At 62.6% G+C, this 16214-nt stretch carries 14 protein-coding genes and 1 pseudogene; 13 read left to right on the forward strand and 2 right to left on the reverse strand.

Going from position 1 to position 16214, the window contains the following annotated elements:
* Positions 1-263: 263 nt before the first annotated feature.
* Positions 264-944 (reverse strand): GntR family transcriptional regulator, encoded by a 681-nt coding sequence (locus J7E80_RS19845; protein WP_215053946.1) that lies wholly within the window; start codon positions 942-944, stop codon positions 264-266.
* 130 nt (positions 945-1074) lie between these two features.
* Here J7E80_RS19845 and purU point away from each other — a divergent pair, with 130 nt between their 5' ends.
* The 4 genes from purU to J7E80_RS19865 all read left to right on the forward strand — a co-directional run bounded on the left by purU (position 1075) and on the right by J7E80_RS19865 (position 6157).
* Positions 1075-1989, forward strand: a complete 915-nt coding sequence (gene purU, locus J7E80_RS19850) for a formyltetrahydrofolate deformylase (RefSeq protein ID WP_215053947.1) — start codon at positions 1075-1077, stop codon at positions 1987-1989.
* Between the two features lie 57 nt (positions 1990-2046).
* Positions 2047-4539: an FAD-dependent oxidoreductase gene (locus J7E80_RS19855; protein ID WP_215053948.1), complete on the forward strand. Its 2493-nt coding sequence runs from the start codon at positions 2047-2049 to the stop codon at positions 4537-4539.
* Between the two features lie 119 nt (positions 4540-4658).
* Positions 4659-5285: a cyclodeaminase/cyclohydrolase family protein gene (locus J7E80_RS19860; protein WP_215053949.1), complete on the forward strand. Its 627-nt coding sequence runs from the start codon at positions 4659-4661 to the stop codon at positions 5283-5285.
* The gene (locus J7E80_RS19865; RefSeq protein ID WP_215053950.1) at positions 5282-6157 is read left to right on the forward strand and encodes a bifunctional 5,10-methylenetetrahydrofolate dehydrogenase/5,10-methenyltetrahydrofolate cyclohydrolase; all 876 of its coding nucleotides are present in this window, start codon (positions 5282-5284) and stop codon (positions 6155-6157) included. The genes J7E80_RS19860 and J7E80_RS19865 overlap by 4 nt, the downstream gene beginning before the upstream one ends.
* A gap of 46 nt (positions 6158-6203) precedes the next feature.
* Here the strand turns inward: J7E80_RS19865 and J7E80_RS19870 are convergent, their stop codons facing one another.
* Complete coding sequence (locus J7E80_RS19870) at positions 6204-6890, reverse strand: GntR family transcriptional regulator (protein WP_311380896.1); 687 nt, start codon at positions 6888-6890, stop codon at positions 6204-6206.
* A gap of 200 nt (positions 6891-7090) precedes the next feature.
* Here J7E80_RS19870 and J7E80_RS19875 point away from each other — a divergent pair, with 200 nt between their 5' ends.
* The 9 genes and pseudogenes from J7E80_RS19875 to J7E80_RS19915 form a co-directional block, all read left to right on the forward strand.
* Positions 7091-7987 carry a methylenetetrahydrofolate reductase gene (locus J7E80_RS19875; RefSeq protein WP_215053952.1) on the forward strand — a complete coding sequence of 299 codons (897 nt, stop codon included), beginning with the start codon at positions 7091-7093 and terminating at the stop codon, positions 7985-7987.
* Positions 7965-10304, forward strand: coding sequence for an FdhF/YdeP family oxidoreductase (locus tag J7E80_RS19880; protein ID WP_215053953.1), 2340 nt, complete (start codon positions 7965-7967; stop codon positions 10302-10304). Before J7E80_RS19875 ends, J7E80_RS19880 begins: the two co-directional genes overlap by 23 nt.
* A complete protein-coding gene (folE, locus tag J7E80_RS19885) occupies positions 10297-10899 on the forward strand; it encodes a GTP cyclohydrolase I FolE (protein ID WP_215053954.1) in 603 nt (200 codons plus the stop codon). The genes J7E80_RS19880 and folE overlap by 8 nt, the downstream gene beginning before the upstream one ends.
* A gap of 271 nt (positions 10900-11170) precedes the next feature.
* A complete protein-coding gene (locus J7E80_RS19890) occupies positions 11171-11575 on the forward strand; it encodes a heme-binding protein (protein WP_215053955.1) in 405 nt (134 codons plus the stop codon).
* A 258-nt stretch (positions 11576-11833) separates the two neighbouring features.
* Entirely contained in the window at positions 11834-13051 is a 1218-nt protein-coding gene (gene fdhA / locus J7E80_RS19895; RefSeq protein WP_215053956.1) for a formaldehyde dehydrogenase, glutathione-independent, read from the forward strand.
* A 197-nt stretch (positions 13052-13248) separates the two neighbouring features.
* A pseudogene (locus J7E80_RS19900) lies at positions 13249-14494 on the forward strand (molybdopterin molybdotransferase MoeA).
* The gene (gene fdhD / locus J7E80_RS19905) at positions 14482-15369 is read left to right on the forward strand and encodes a formate dehydrogenase accessory sulfurtransferase FdhD (RefSeq protein ID WP_215053957.1); all 888 of its coding nucleotides are present in this window, start codon (positions 14482-14484) and stop codon (positions 15367-15369) included. Before J7E80_RS19900 ends, fdhD begins: the two are co-directional and overlap by 13 nt.
* Entirely contained in the window at positions 15366-15854 is a 489-nt protein-coding gene (locus J7E80_RS19910) for a molybdenum cofactor biosynthesis protein MoaE (RefSeq protein ID WP_215053958.1), read from the forward strand. Before fdhD ends, J7E80_RS19910 begins: the two co-directional genes overlap by 4 nt.
* A gap of 38 nt (positions 15855-15892) precedes the next feature.
* The coding region (locus tag J7E80_RS19915; RefSeq protein ID WP_215053959.1) for a catalase at positions 15893-16214 on the forward strand (322 nt) is incomplete at its 3' end.

Genomic DNA, 16214 nt, shown 5'->3' on the forward strand with positions numbered 1-16214 from the left:
TTTCGAGGGTGGACTGCTGGCGCACGAGCTCCCTTTCAACTGCGGCATGGACCTCGGGATCTGCCTCTGCAAGGGAATGGGTAAGAACATCGACCATGGATTCATCCTTAGCTTGTCTAATATCCGTCTGATATATTAGTTCTGGTTGCCAAGTATGCTATGGAGACTGATCGGGTGTCAATGACTTTTCATCCCGTGGCTGCCGTTGCCCCGCCGGGGTCGTGCGTGGACTGGGCGGGCCGGCGGGACCCCGGGCGCCGATGCTAAGAGCCAAACAAGGCCGAGCGGACCGCCGTCTCGAAGCCGTCAACATGCACCCGGGCCAGCTCTGCCGCCTTCGCCTCATCGCCGTCGATCACGGCCGCGAGCAGATCAAGATGCTCGTGGACGTGGCGGGAAAGATCCGGCAGCCTGTCCAGAACCAGGCACCAGATGCGAGTGGCCAGATTGTCGTACCTGATCAGCACGTCCTCAAGATGTGGGTTTGCGGCTGCGGCGTAGATGCCCCGATGGACCCTTGCATCCATGCGAAGCGTTTCCACCACCGAGGCGTCTTGGAGGTCGAACGACTCCAGCGCGCTCTTTACCAGCCGCAGCTGGTTCCTATCATCCAGGCTTGCGACTCTCGCTGCCCGTGAGGCTGCAAGGGGTTCAAGCCGGGCGCGGATCTCTGAAATGAACGCCAGGTCCGTGACCTCCACGCGCGTGGCAAAGGTCCCGCGCCGGGGGTAGGTGACGACGAGGTAATCCAGTTCGAGACGCTTCAGGGCCTCGCGGACGGGAGTGCGGCCGACGCCGAGGTCTTTCGCCAGCACATCCTCGTGCAGCAAGTCGCCAGGGCGGATGTCCAGCGTCAGCAGCCTGTCGCGGATCTGCTCATACGCACGGTCTGCCAAGGACCTGGGCGCGGCTGCTTCGGCCACCGCTAAAGCTTCGAATGCCACGATACTGACCTTTCGTCAAACGGGCCTTTTCCGTCGATCGGCTATTGACCCTCGTCCTGCAATGAGTATACGCTATCCTTCGAACTAATATATCAGTCTTTCCAGCAAACATATATCTTTAGGAGGAGACATGACCGTGGTGGATGCCAGCCCGATTTCAAGCCCAGTTCCGCAGGCCGAGGCCTCTGCAGAACCTCCAGCCCGCAAGTTCGTTCTCACATTGTCGTGCGTCGAGCGAGCAGGCATTGTCCAGGCCGTGACAACTTTCCTCTTTGAACGCGGCTTCAACATTGAAGAGCACCAGCAATTCGACGACGGGCTCCGGCGCACCCTGCACCTGCGAACCGCGTTCTCGGGGCCGGCTGAATATTCGCCGGAACGGCTCGAGGAAGAGTTCCGCTCCATCGCAGACCGCTTCGAGATGAAGTTCAACTTTTACGATGAGACCAAGCAGCGCATCCTGGTCATGGTTTCCAAGTTCGGCCACTGCCTGAACGACTTGATCTTCCGGTGGCGCGGCGGCAGCCTTGGCGGCGACCTCGTGCTGGTGGTCTCGAACCACGAAACGCACCGGGCTATGGCGGAGGCTGCCGGACTTCCCTTCGTTCACATCCCGGTGACTCCGGAGACCAAAGCAGACGCCGAGAAAATGCTCCTGGACCTGGTCGAGGAACACAACATTGATCTGGTCGTCCTCGCCCGCTACATGCAGGTTCTTTCCGACGACCTGAGCCGGGCCCTGGAGGGCAGGGCCATCAACATCCACCATTCGTTCCTGCCCGGGTTCAAGGGCGCCCGTCCCTACCACCAGGCGTACGACCGGGGCGTCAAGCTCGTCGGCGCCACGGCTCACTACGTCACAGCAGACTTGGACGAGGGGCCCATCATTGAGCAGGAAGTCATCCGAGTTGACCACAGCTACGGACCGACCGCCCTCTCGACTGTGGGCCAGGATGCGGAAGCCCTGGCGTTGGCCCGCGCCGTCCGGTGGCACTGCCAGCACCGCGTGCTACTGGACGAGACCAGCACAGTCGTCTTCCGCTAAGACGCCAAGCCATACGACATCAGCAGCCACATTCAAGAGAGCAGCAGGAGAAACATAATGGCATCGACGCCACGCATCGTCATCATCGGGGCCGGGATCGTCGGCACGAACCTGGCCGACGAACTGGTCACCCGGGGCTGGAATAACATCACGGTCCTGGACCAGGGCCCGCTCAACATGCCGGGAGGATCCACCTCCCACGCCCCAGGCCTCGTCTTCCAGACGAATCCGTCAAAGACCATGGCATCCCTGGCAAAGTACACCGTCGAAAAGCTGCTTTCGCTGACCGAGGACGGCGAAAATTGCTTCAACCAGGTGGGTGGGCTGGAGGTGGCCACGACTGAAACGCGGCTGGCCGACCTGAAGCGGAAGCTTGGCTACGCTTCATCCTGGGGCATCGAAGGAAAGCTTCTCTCCCCCGCAGAGTGCAAGGAGCTCTACCCCCTGTTGAACGAGGACGGGATCCTGGGCGGCCTTTACGTGCCCAGCGATGGACTCGCCAGCGCGGCGCGGGCCGTGCAGCTGCTTATTAAGCGCACGGAGCAGTCCGGTGTGGAGTACCGCGGCAACACTACAGTCACCGGCATCGAGCAGTCAGGCGGGCGGGTCGTTGGAGTCCAGACGCCGGAAGGCGTCATTCCGGCCGACATCGTGGTCTCCTGTGCCGGTTTCTGGGGTGCAAAGATCGGCGCCATGATCGGCATGTCGGTTCCGCTGCTTCCGCTGGCACACCAATACGTGAAGACCACTGCTGTGCCCGATCTGAAGGGCCGCAATGAACTGCCCAACGGCGCCAAGCTTCCCATCCTGCGTTACCAGGACCAGGACCTCTATTACCGCGAGCACGGGGAGCGCTACGGCATCGGCTCCTACGCCCACCGGCCCATGCCCGTCAACGTCGACGATCTGGGAACCTTTGCTCCGGATGCTGTCAATGAACACAACATGCCGTCCCGGCTGGACTTTACCGTGGAGGATTTCCTCCCGGCGTGGGAGGCATCGAAGCAACTGCTTCCGGGACTCGCTGACAGTGAGATCGAAGACGGCTTCAACGGCATCTTTTCGTTCACGCCCGACGGGGGCCCGCTGGTTGGCGAGTCCAAGGAGCTTGACGGCTTCTTTGTGGCAGAGGCTGTATGGGTGACCCACTCGGCCGGAGTGGCCAAGGCAATGGCGGAACTGCTCACCACCGGCAAGTCTGAGACCGACCTCGGGGAATGCGACATCACCCGGTTCGAAGAGGTCCAGCTCACCCCGTCCTACGTCAGCGAAACCTCCCAGCAGAACTTTGTGGAGATCTACGACGTTCTCCACCCGCTGCAGCCGCGGCTGTCACCCCGCAACCTTCGAGTGAGTCCCTTCCATGCCCGGCACAAGGAACTCGGAGCGTTCTTCCTGGAATCCGGCGGCTGGGAGCGCCCCTACTGGTTCGAAGCCAACGCAGGACTCCTGAAGGAAATGCCCACGGATTGGCTGCCGCCGGCTCGCGACGCCTGGGCCCAGATGTTCAGCTCCCCCATTGCCGCCGCCGAAGCCTGGAAGACCCGCACAGCCGTCGCGATGTACGACATGACGCCACTGAAGCGGCTCGAAGTGTCGGGCCCGGGCGCCCAGAAGCTGCTTCAGGAACTGACTACCGCCGACTTGAGCAAGAAACCCGGAGCCGTCACCTACACGCTCGTGCTGGACCACGCCGGCGGAGTGCGAAGCGACATCACGGTCGCCCGCCTGGACGAACAGACCTTCCAGCTCGGAGCCAACGGAAACATCGACCTCGCCTACTTCACCAGGGCCGCCCGCCACCAGACGGAAGGCGGATCCGCCACCGACTGGGTCCAGGTACGTGACACCACCGGCGGCACCTGCTGCATCGGCCTGTGGGGCCCGCTGGCCCGTGACCTTGTCAGCAGCATCAGCGATGACGACTTCAGCAATGAGGGACTCCGCTATTTCCGCTCCAAGAACGCCGTCATCGGCGGAGTGCCGGTGACCGCCATGCGACTCTCCTACGTCGGCGAACTCGGCTGGGAGTTGTACACGAGCGCGGACAACGGCCAGCGGCTGTGGGACGTCCTATGGAAGGCAGGCCAGGCCTTCGGCGTTATCGCCGCCGGCCGGGCAGCTTTCAGCTCACTCCGGCTGGAAAAGGGCTACCGTTCGTGGGGAACCGACATGACCACCGAGCATGACCCGTACGAAGCGGGTCTCGGTTTCGCCGTCAAAATGACAAAGGAAAGCTTCGTTGGGAAGGATGCCTTGGAGGGCCGTACGGAAGAGGGTTCTTCCCGCAGGCTCCGCTGCCTGACGATCGACGACGGCCGGTCGATCGTCCTTGGCAAGGAGCCCGTCTTCTATAAGGACTCCGCTGTCGGCTATGTAACCAGTGCGGCCTATGGCTACACGGTCCACAAGCCGATTGCCTACGCTTACCTGCCTGCAGTCGTATCCGTCGGGGATGCCGTCGAGATCGAATACTTCGGCAGGCGAATCAGCGCAACCGTCACCGCAGATCCGCTCTACGACCCCCAAATGACCCGCCTCCGCGGCTAGTACCCGCAGGGGCCCTCAAAGTGAGCGCGCGGCACGGACTCATCCTCGCAACCAGAGTCCGTGCCGCGCGCTCGCCGGGCCTGCTATCCACAAGCATCCACGAGCCTAGGAATGGACGCATGATCAGCTCAGAAACCATCACAAACTACCTTGGCAGACTTGCCTCACGCCAGCCCACTCCCGGAGGCGGCGCCGCCGCGGCTCTCCATGCAGCCCAGGGGGCCGCGCTCGTTGCCATGGTGGCCAGATACACCACGGGCAGCAAGTACGAGGAGCACGCCGGCACAGTTTCGAGAATCATCTCAGAGGCCGACAACCTCATCGTCGAGGCCCTGCGGCTGGCAGATGCAGACGAACATGCCTTCCAGGGCGTGATTGACGCCTACAAGCTTTCAGCCAGCAGTGACGCCGAGCGGGAGGCACGCGCCACGGCCATCCGCGACTCACTCATACAGGCAGCCGAGCCCCCGGCGTTGCTCATCGGTCTGGCAGGCTCAGTGGTCCAACTTGCCTCGGAGATCTTTGACATCGCCAATCCAAACGTGATCAGCGACGTCGCAGCGGCAGCAGATGCAGCGCGCGCCTCAGCCACGACTGCCCGAGTCAACATCGACATCAACGTGGTTGCCATCAAGGACAGCGGGGCGCGTGCCGCCCTGGCTGAACAAACCAACGGTATTGAAGACAAGATTATTTTGGCCGCCGACTCCCTCGTACAACGCGTACGCGAAAGGATCCTTCGATGAACGCCACTCCCCTCCCGGGCAAGGCCCTGGCCAAGCTGATCCAGGAGAAAGCCAGGGCTGACGCCAAGGATCTTGGGGAAGCGGGCCAGCGTCCGACTCTCGCCGTGGTGGTCGCCACCGACGACGGATCCACTCACTGGTACGTCAGGTCCATTGAACGTGCCGCCGAATCCGCAGGTATCGCCTGCAGGATTGTCGACCTCGGTCCTGATGCCACTGAGCAGGTTCTCATTACGGTGCTCAGCGACCTCAGCGCGGAACCCTCGGTGAATGGAATCATTCTCCAGACGCCCCTGCCGCCCGGTGTCCGGGTTGATGAACTTGTGGGGCACATCGCCCCCGAGAAAGATATCGACGGCGCCAATCCGCTTAGCCTGGGACTCCTCGCTGTGGGGCGCCCGGCGTTCGCTCCGGCCACCGCCCGTGCCGTAATCGAGATGATCGATCATTTCGAGATTCCAGTGGCCGGCCGCAGCGTGGTTGTCGTGGGGCGTTCAGCCGTCGTCGGCAAGCCCTTGGCCCTGCTTCTGCTGCAAAGGGATGCCACCGTGACTGTATGCCACTCCCGTTCCGGCCCTCTGGAGAATTACACCAAGGCCGCCGACGTCGTGGTGGTCGCAGCCGGACGTCCCGGTCTCCTTACCGGCGACCACGTCTCCAACCGTTCGGTGGTCATTGATGTCGGGACGAATGTCTTGCCGGACGGCTCCCTCACTGGGGACGCGGATGAGACCAGCGTCAACGCCGTTGCGGCCGCGCTGTCACCGGTGCCCGGTGGAGTAGGTTCGGTTACCACTTCACTGCTGTTGCTGCACACGACCATCGCAGCACGTGAACAGTCCCATGCCCTGGTGACCGGATCGCTGAGGTAATCAGCAGACGCGACGGCGGCGCGGGCCGGCGGACCAGCTATAGGCCTCAGAGGACGCCTCGGATGAGATTTTCGAAATCCGTGACGTGCCTGGTCGTCAGCTGGGCCGCCGCGTCGGCGTCCCCGTCTGCAATGCGCTCGAGCAGTTCCACGTGCTGGGCAATGTGCTCGGAAACGGGGGGAAGCTTTTCGAGCACGAGGCTCCAGATCCGCGTGGCCAGATTGTCATAGCGGACCAGCACGTCTTCCAAGTGCCGGCTTCCGGTGGCCCGGTAGATGCTCCGGTGCACCCGCATGTCCAACCGCATGAGGTTTCGCTGGGACTGCCGGCCGCCCAGGAGCCGTTCGATTTCCTGGGCGAACTGCTTTAGCTCCTGACGTGTTCGAGCAGATGCCATCCTCGCCGCTCGTGCCGCCGCGGCCGGCTCGAGAAGCTGGCGGATTTCGGAGATCTCCGCCAAGTCAGTGATGTCCACTCCGGCGGCAAAGGTACCCCGCCGAGGATAGGCCACCACCAGATGGTCGCTTTCCAACCGCTTCATGGCTTCCCTGATCGGCGTCCTGCCAACACCGAGGCGGCGCGAAATCTGCTCATCATTCAAAGGTGCGCCCGGCTTGATGTCCAAGACGATCAGCTCATCGCACAGGACTCGGTAGGCGTAGTCGGCGTAGGACTCATTGTCCTGTCGCGCCGGAAGGTCCCCCTCCTCTATACCCACCGATAAATCACTGATGCTTCTCACGCCCGCTCCCTCTTCCGCCCCTTGACAGAGCCTTGACTCCCATGGCCCCGTGAACATAATATTCCTAAAACTGATATATCAATACTCCACAACAAGAATGTCAAGCACTCCCCGCTCTTCCTTCTCCGATTACGAGAGACGCGGGCGGACCGCCTGGCCGGATGAGGAAGTGTTGACCTGGAGAGGGAGTAATGAGCACGGAACCTGTTGCGAAGGTGCGGCTGGAGGTCGTTCCATCTCGAGACCTTGCCGCCCAGCTCCCCCTTGTCTACGCCCCGCCGGGAGCAGTCAGCATCACCTGCCTGCCCCACCATGGCCCTTCGAGGACGGTCGCGACGGCGGTCGAACTCGCAGGCCTGGGGTACAACGTTGTTCCCCACCTGGCGGCCCGAAGCATAGCCAGCCGTGCTGAACTGCATGGTTTCCTGGAGCAGTTGGGCGAGGCCGGAGTCACGGAGCTTTTCCTGGTTGCAGGAGACCGGCGCGGACCGGCCGGACCATATTCCTGGAGCGGTCCGCTGATGGAAGATGTCAAAGCCTTTTCCTCCGGGTTTTCAATGGGAATCGCAGGCTACCCGGAGGGCCACCCTGCCCTGACGCCCCATCAGCTGCGGAGCGGTCTGGAATCGAAGTCGGCCCTGGCTACCTCCCTGGTCACCCAAATGTGCTTTTCCGCCGAGTCCATCGCCCGGTATGTAGAGAACCTTCGTGGTCTCGGCATCCAGCTTCCGGTGTGGGTCGGGGTCCCCGGCTTCATCAGCACGAAAAAGCTCCTGTCCATGGGCGCCCGCCTCGGAGTGGGACGGTCCCTCAAGCTCGCCCGCGGGACAGGCCTTGCCCGGGTCCTCTGGAGTCGGAGGGATTTCGACAGCAATCGGCTTGTTCGAGACATCCAGTGCCGCTTGGCTGGTGATCCGCTGTTCGCCGGCTTCCATGTCTACACCTTCAATGAACTGGGGCGGCTGCCGAACATGCTGGACGGCCTGGCCACCTCTGAAATATCCGCTCGTCCTGGGGACGGCAAAGCCTACCCCCTGCACCTGGCCCAAACCGGAAGGGACCACCATGGCTTCCAAAGCCCCTCGTGAGAACATCGACGAGTCGAAACTGACCGTCTCCAAGCCCAAGACCAAAGCTGTCGGCATCCCCGCGGTCACCAATGCGCTGAAGATCTCCCTCGAGCAGATGGGCCCGCTGCGCAGCGTCCAGACCCTGTTGGCAATTAACCAGGTCGACGGATTCGACTGCATGGGTTGCGCCTGGCCCGAACACGACAAACGCCATGCAGCGGAATTCTGCGAAAACGGCGCAAAGGCCGTAGCGGAGGAAGCAACACGGCGCCGGGTAACGCCGGAATTTTTCGCCGCGCATTCCGTTGCCGAGCTCAGCACAAGGGACGACTACTGGCTGGGGCAGCAGGGGCGCCTGACGCACCCCATGATTCTGGACGAGGGGGCAACGCACTACCGGCCGATCGGATGGGATGAAGCCTTCGAGGTGATCGCCCAGGAACTCAAGGCGATGGATCACCCCGACCAGGCGGTTTTCTACACATCCGGACGAACCTCCAACGAGGCCGCGTTCGTCTACCAGCTGCTCGTACGCGGCGTCGGCACAAACAATTTGCCGGACTGCTCAAACATGTGCCACGAGTCGTCGGGATCGGCCCTTGTTGAAACCATCGGCATCGGCAAGGGCTCGGTCAGCCTCAAGGACCTGGAAACAGCGTCTCTGATTTTCGTGGCCGGCCAGAATCCGGGCACGAACCACCCGCGGATGCTCAGCGCGCTGGAGAAAGCCAAGAAGAACGGCGCGTCTATCGTGTCCGTTAATCCGCTTCCCGAAGCGGGGCTGCTGAGATTTGAGAATCCGCAGACCGTATCCGGCATGCTGGTTGGCTCTGACCTTACGGATGACTTCCTGCAAATCAGGGCAGGAGGCGACCAGGCGCTGTTCCAGGGCCTGGGGAAATATCTCCTGGAGGCGGAACGTGCCGGCAGGAACACCGCGGGCCTGGCGACGGTGTTCGACCACGACTTCATCAAAAACCACACGGTCGGCGTCGAGGCTTTCCTGCACCAGCTGGACCAGGTCGGATGGGATGAAATCGTTGAAGCTACCGGGCTCAGCATGGAACAGATCACCGCTACCGGAGAGCGCCTGCTGGGTTCAAACTCGACCATCGTCTGCTGGGCCATGGGCCTGACGCAGCACAAGCATTCAGTCCCCACGATCCGCGACGTCGTAAATGTCCTGCTGCTGCAAGGCAACATCGGCAAGCCAGGAGCCGGCGTCTGCCCGGTCCGCGGACACTCCAACGTCCAGGGAGACCGGACCATGGGCATCTTCGAGAAAATGCCCGCGAAATTCCACGACGGTCTGGACAGGGAATTCCAGTTCCGGTCGCCCCGGGCACACGGTTTTGACACGGTCGCAGCAATCCAAGCGATGCGGGAGGGCAAAGTCCGCGTGTTTGTCGGGATGGGCGGAAACTTCGTCCGTGCGGCCCCGGATTCCGAGATCACCGAGCAGGCGCTGGCCAGGACGCGACTCACCGTGCAGATTTCGACAAAGCTAAACCATTCCCACTTGGCAGTGGGGCGGCGTGCACTCATCCTGCCGACCCTTGGACGCACCGAGCGGGACACCCAGCGCGGCGGCGACCAGAGAGTCACCGTCGAGGATTCCATGAGCGCGGTCCACGCGTCCCGCGGCCGTCTGAAGCCCGCCAGCGAGCACCTGATGTCGGAGGTTGCCATTGTCTGCAACTTGGCCCAGAGACTGTTCACGGATGCAGACGGTGTGCCACTAATCAATACACCAAAGGCTCAATGGCTGTCCCTCCGGGACGACTACTCGTTAATCAGGAAGCACATCGAGGGTGTGGTTGAAGGCTTCCAGAACTTCGAGGATCGGATTCAAAACCCCGGGGGCTTTGTACTCCCCCACCCACCCCGGGACGCCCGGGAGTTCGACACACCGTCCGGCAAGGCACACTTCACAGCCAACGCTTTGGAATTCCTGCGCGTGCCTGCCGGCCGCCTGATCCTGCAGACACTTCGATCGCACGACCAGTACAACACCACCATCTACGGAAAAGATGACCGCTACCGCGGCATCTACGGGGGCCGCAGGGTGGTCATGGTCAATGAAGCCGACGTGGAAGAGCTGGGTTTCAATGACGGCGACATGGTCCACTTGATCTCTGAATTCCGTGGCACCGAACGCCGTGCGGAGAACTTCCGCATCGTTTCCTACTCCACGCCAAGGGGCTGTGCAGCCGCCTACTATCCGGAGACCAACGTCCTGGTGCCCCTGGACTCTGTGGCTGACACCAGCGGCACCCCGACGTCCAAGTCCGTCATTGTTCGCCTTGAAGCTGCCGCAGCGGGTCGCAATGAGTGAAGAGCTGGCGATCAGGAACTCGATACATGGAGTTGACCAGCCTCGCGTGGAGCGTGCCGTTCGGGAATTCCTGCTTGCCATCGGGGAAGACCCTGACCGACCCGGCCTTTCGGAGACGCCGGGGCGGGTGGCACGGGCAGCTGCCGAAATGTATGGAGGACTCCACGAGGATCCCCTGGCCATCCTGGACAAGACTTTCGACCTCGGCCATGAGGAACTGGTTATCGTCAAGGACATTCCGTTCTACTCCACGTGCGAGCACCACCTCGTGCCGTTTCACGGGGTGGCGCACGTCGGGTATATCCCCTCGGCGGATGGCCTTGTTACCGGGCTGAGCAAGCTGGCCAGACTGGTGGATTCCTTCGCCCGTCGACCGCAGGTGCAGGAGCGGCTCACAACACAGGTGGTCGACGCACTCGTCAGTGCTCTTCGGCCTCTCGGGGCCATAGTCGTTGTCGAATGCGAACACTTGTGCATGTCCATGCGGGGCGTAAGGAAGCCCGGAGCCAAGACGATCACTTCGGCGGTGCGCGGTGAACTCCGGCTGCCGGCCGTTCGAGCCGAGGCCCTCAGCCTCATCATGGGACGCCACTAGTTGCGTAAAAAACAACAGATTGCGCACTAATCAACGTTTGCTCTTCCCTCTGATATATCTCTTAGTTTATATTAGAAATATCAGCAGTTCGGCTGTGCTGGAAGACCGCTTCTTCACATCACACGCTTGGCCTTCCTGCCGGAAAGACTCCGCGCCAACCGTGCCACGTCCGCCCCTGAGGACACCGCTCACCTTCGGTGCCCTTGAGGCCGCCCGCAAAGGCGGGCCGCAGCCAAACCGCAGATACGAAACCCATATCAAAAGGAACATCATGTCCGATATCACGCAGGCCCAAGCAGACACCATCCTTTCCGCCGCTCGCGATGCAGCCCGAGAAACAGGAACCGCCATGAACATCGCGGTCGTGGACGCCGGAGGCAACCTCAAGGCCTTCACCCGCATGGACGGTGCGTGGCTTGGAAGCATTGACATTTCCATCAAGAAGGCACGCACTGCCCGATACTTCGACATGGCCACCGGATCAATCGGCGAACTGTCGCAGCCTGGAGGACCGCTGTTCAACATTGAAGTGTCCAACGGCGGCCTCATCACCTTCCCCGGAGGCATTCCCCTCAAGTCCTCCGCAGGCGAGGTCATCGGAGCCATCGGCGTCAGCGGAAGCACCGTCGAAAACGACCACACGGTCGCGGCCGCCGGCGCATCCGCCCAGCTGTAAATATTTGCCGGGAGGCCGGTACCCGGTCTCCCGGTCGTCCGCCGCATACTCCGTGTAGGCCGCTGACATTTCTTTGCCCGTGAATGGTGTTCCGGTTGCCTGAAACCTGGGGAGGTAGCTCCCGGAACACCGCTTTCGGGCAAAGAGAATCCATCCAGCAGCCGGATCGATGGCGGCGTTGCAAGCTGATTCCGACAACTTCGCCCATCCACGATTTCCTCAATCAGATCAACCACCCCAATATCCGTAGGAGTGACCATGTCAGGTAACAGAGCAGTTGCGTACAAGGAACCCGGAGTCGTGGAGGTCATCGACACTGACTACCCGACCTTCGAATTGAAGGACGGTCCAGGGGTCAATCCGGCCAATGTAGGCCGGAAGGTCCCGCACGGGGTGATCCTGCGGACCGTGACCACGAACATCTGCGGCTCGGACCAGCACATGGTACGTGGCCGGACCACTGCCCCACGGGACCTGGTACTGGGCCACGAAATCACCGGCGAGGTAGTCGAAGCCGGACCTGATGTGGAGTTCATCAAGGTCGGCGACATCGTCTCTGTCCCCTTCAACATCTCCTGCGGTCGCTGCCGAAACTGCAAGGAAGGCAAGACTGGCATCTGCCTGAACGTCAACCCCGATCGGCCAGGCAGCGCCTACGGATACGTGGACATGGGCGGCTGGGTGGGTGGCCAGGCAGAGTACGTCCTGGTGCCGTACGCGGACTGGAACCTGCTGCGGTTCCCGGACCGGGACCAAGCACTTGAAAAGATCATGGACCTGACCATGCTCTCGGACATCTTCCCCACAGGCTTCCATGGAGCAGTCACGGCAGGCGTCGGAGTTGGCTCCACCGTCTACATTGCCGGTGCGGGGCCGGTCGGTCTGGCCGCAGCCGTCGGCGCGCAACTGCTGGGCGCCGCCGTCGTCATTGTGGGCGACATGAACGAGTCCCGACTCGCCCAGGCCCGTTCCTTCGGTTGCGAGGCGGTGAATATTACCGCCGGGGATCCGAAGGATCAGATCGAGCAGATACTGGGCGTGCCCGAAGTTGACTGCGGTGTGGACGCCGTCGGGTTCGAAGCCCGCGGCCACGGGAAGGACGCGTCGCACGAGGCGCCTGCAACCGTGCTCAACTCCCTCATGGACATCACCGCCGCAGGTGGGGCCTTGGGCATCCCGGGCCTGTATGTGACCGGCGATCCGGGTGGAATCGACGAGGCCGCCCAACATGGATCGCTGTCGCTCTCGCTGGGCACGGGTTGGGCGAAATCGCTGTCATTCACCACAGGCCAATGCCCCGTGATGAAGTACAACCGACAACTGATGATGGCCATCCTGCACGACAAGGCCCAGATCGCCAAGGCTGTTAATGCCCAGGCGATCTCACTTGATGACGCACCCCGCGGCTACGCCGAGTTCGACGCCGGCGCAGCCACCAAGTACGTGCTGGACCCTAACGGCTACGTCAAGGCCTGACATCCACGGTCAGCCCTTCAGAGGCTTACCCATTCGCCCCTAAGCGCGGGAGCGGACTCTGGCTAGTCCGCTCCCGCGCCATGGCCCAAGGACCCACCCAGGCCTTTCGAGGGCCGTCCAGCCGCACTATCAAATCAGCCGCACTATCAAATCAAGGGAGCAACGCATTGGCTACCAGGTCTCCCACCGGCAATACCATGCGAAAGCACTCTGACACCGGACAGTCACTTACCTGGGCTGAAGCCCGCCAGGCGGCCTTCGACTGTGCCGCACCCATTCCTCCGGGACCGGCTTCCCTGGCCGAAGCGATCGGCCGGACTCTCGCCGCTGACGTGATCGCAATCCAGGACCTCCCTCACTATGCTTCCTCAGCCATGGACGGCTGGGCCGTCCATGGCGCCGGCCCATGGGCCCTGGTGGAGCAGGGTCAACAACTCGCGCCTCATCAGGCCAGCCCAATCGTTACGGGGGGGCCTCATTCCACCCGGAGCCACCGCAGTGCTTCGCAGCGAGAATGGGCGGCCCATCACGTCAGCGGAGGGTATGCACCTCCTGACCCTCGGTACGGGGGCCAAGCCCGGGGAACCGTTCCGGGGCCAAAATATCCGCCAGGCCGGGGACGAAGCAGTCATCGGCGAGATCCTGATCCCTGCTGGAGTTGTCCTCAATTCAGCCCATGTGGCCCTAGCCGCCACGGCAGGGCGAGATGAACTGGAAGTCTTTGGCACGCCGCGCGTCAAAGTCGTTCTTACCGGTTCGGAGGTCGTGACATCAGGGATTCCAGCACCGGGACAGGTCCGGGACACCTTTGGACCGCAACTTGGCACCACCATCGGCCTCCTCGGCGCTACCTGCAGTGAACAGCTCAGGATCGGCGATTCCTACGAGGAATGGTTGGGCGCCCTCAAAGGGGCGGTATCCCCAGACGGTCAACCATCCGACGTCGTCATCAGCACGGGCGGCACGGGACAGTCCGACGCTGACCATTTCCGGGATGCCGTCCGCGCGCTGGGCGGGCGTCTGCTGATCGATGGCATCGCCATGCGTCCCGGGCACCCGGCCGCGCTGGCGGTACTTCCGGACGGCCGGTTCGCCATTGGACTGCCGGGAAACCCGCTGGCAGCGATGATGGCACTTTTCACTATCGGCGCCCCGCTGTTTGCTGCCTTGGCCCACAGGAGCCTGTCCAGCATCGCCGAGGTTCCGTGCGGGGCCAGCATCGACCCCCATCCGGGCAGGACACGGCTTATTCCGGTCCACTTGGCGGATGGGCGGGCGATTCCGGTAAATCAGACAGGACCTGGAATGATGCGAGGCCTCTCCACTGCGCACGGGATCATGGTGGTCCCGCCCGAGGGAGTTCGCCACGGCAGCAAGGCCCGTGTGCTGCCTCTGCCCTGGGACATTCACGGCAACGGGAGGTGGCCTGCATGGGACGGATGACCCAAATACGCAAGGTTCATCGCTTTCTCCTGGATGGCTCTGACGCTGCGCTGGAGCACCCCATCCGGTTCCGGGAAGACGTGCTGGCTGTGGAAGAGCCACTGGAAATCCGAATAGGAAAACTGTCCTTTGCCGTGACCATGCGAACACCGGGCGACGATTTTGACCTCGTGGCGGGCTTCCTCGTTTCAGAAGGCCTCATCCGGGATCAGACGGAGCTGGTCTCGCTTCGCTTCTGCGCGGGTGAAGACGAGGCAGGCCGGCAGACCTTCAATGTCGTCGAGGCCCAGTTGCGGTCCGATGTGCAGCTCCCCGAGACCGGCCGGCACGTCTACGTGTCCAGTTCCTGCGGGATCTGTGGAACGGACTCCATCGAGGCTGTGCGCAAGTCGCTGAGCTACGACTCCAGCCAGGACAGGCTGCGGGTGCCGAGCGACGTCCTTGCTGGCCTGCCATCCGAGCTGCGAAAGGCACAAGCGGTTTTTGAAAAGACAGGCGGCGTCCACGCCGCAGGTCTGTTTAGGATCGACGACGGCGGCACGGCCGAGCTGCTCTGCCTGCGGGAAGATGTGGGGCGGCACAACGCCGTCGACAAGGTGGTGGGATGGGCCCTTCGCGAGGGCCGGCTGCCGCTGTCCGGGACCGTCTTGCAGGTCTCCGGAAGGGCATCCTTCGAGCTGGTGCAGAAAGCTGCCCTCGCTGGCATCCCATTCCTTGCAGCGGTGAGTGCTCCGTCGAGCCTCGCTGTTGATCTGGCCAAGGATGCCGGCGTGACATTGGTCGGATTCAGCAGGGGCGGCAGCTTCAACGTCTACGCCGGCGAGGAACGTCTGGCTCCGGCCCTGCGCACGGCAGAGAAGCGGGGCAGGCCATGAGCGACTTCGAGGTGGTACGCGCCGTGCTGAGCGCCGAGCCCATTTCCTTGGACCAGGCAATCGCCGCCGTTGAAGGCGATGAAGCCGGAGCCGTTGTCAGCTTCAGCGGCGTGGTCCGCAACCACGACGGCGGAAAGGCCGTGGACCGGCTGAGCTACAGCGCCCATCCCACGGCCCATCGTGTTATGTCCGACGTCGTCGCGGAGCTCGTCGACGAACATGCCGGCGAGGCTTCTCAGCGCGTCCGGATCTGGGCCGCCCACCGCATCGGGATGCTGGATATCGGCGACCCCGCTCTCGTGTGCGCGGTGTCGTCGGCGCACCGGGGCCAGGCCTTCGCAGTCTGCTCCGAACTCGTGGACCGCATCAAGGAACGCGTGCCGATCTGGAAGGAGCAGTTCTTCAGCGATGGCACCGTGGAATGGGTCGGAGCGGAAACGGGGCATCTGCGGGGACTGCCAGCGGGCCCAAAAACTTCCTTCTGAACGCAACTGACAAATAATCAAGAAAAAATAGGAGAAAGATGACTTCGAACATCTCTGCGCCTGCCGTGTCCACGACACAGTCCGGTGCCCCCGTCACGTCCGATGCCCACTCCAAGGCTGTCGGCGCCGACGGTGCCATCATCCTGACCGACCACTACCTGGTCGAGAAGCTGGCCCAGTTCAACCGCGAGCGGGTTCCGGAGCGCGTGGTGCACGCCAAGGGCGGCGGCGCCTTCGGCAGCTTCAAGACCACCCAGGACGTCTCGAAGTACACCAAGGCCGCGTTCCTGCAGCCCGGTGTTGAGACCGAGATGCTGATCCGTTTCTCCTCCGTTGCGGGCGAGAACGGCTCCCCGGACA

Source organism: Arthrobacter sp. ISL-28 (assembly GCF_018613875.1).
Lineage (GTDB): Bacteria > Actinomycetota > Actinomycetes > Actinomycetales > Micrococcaceae > Arthrobacter.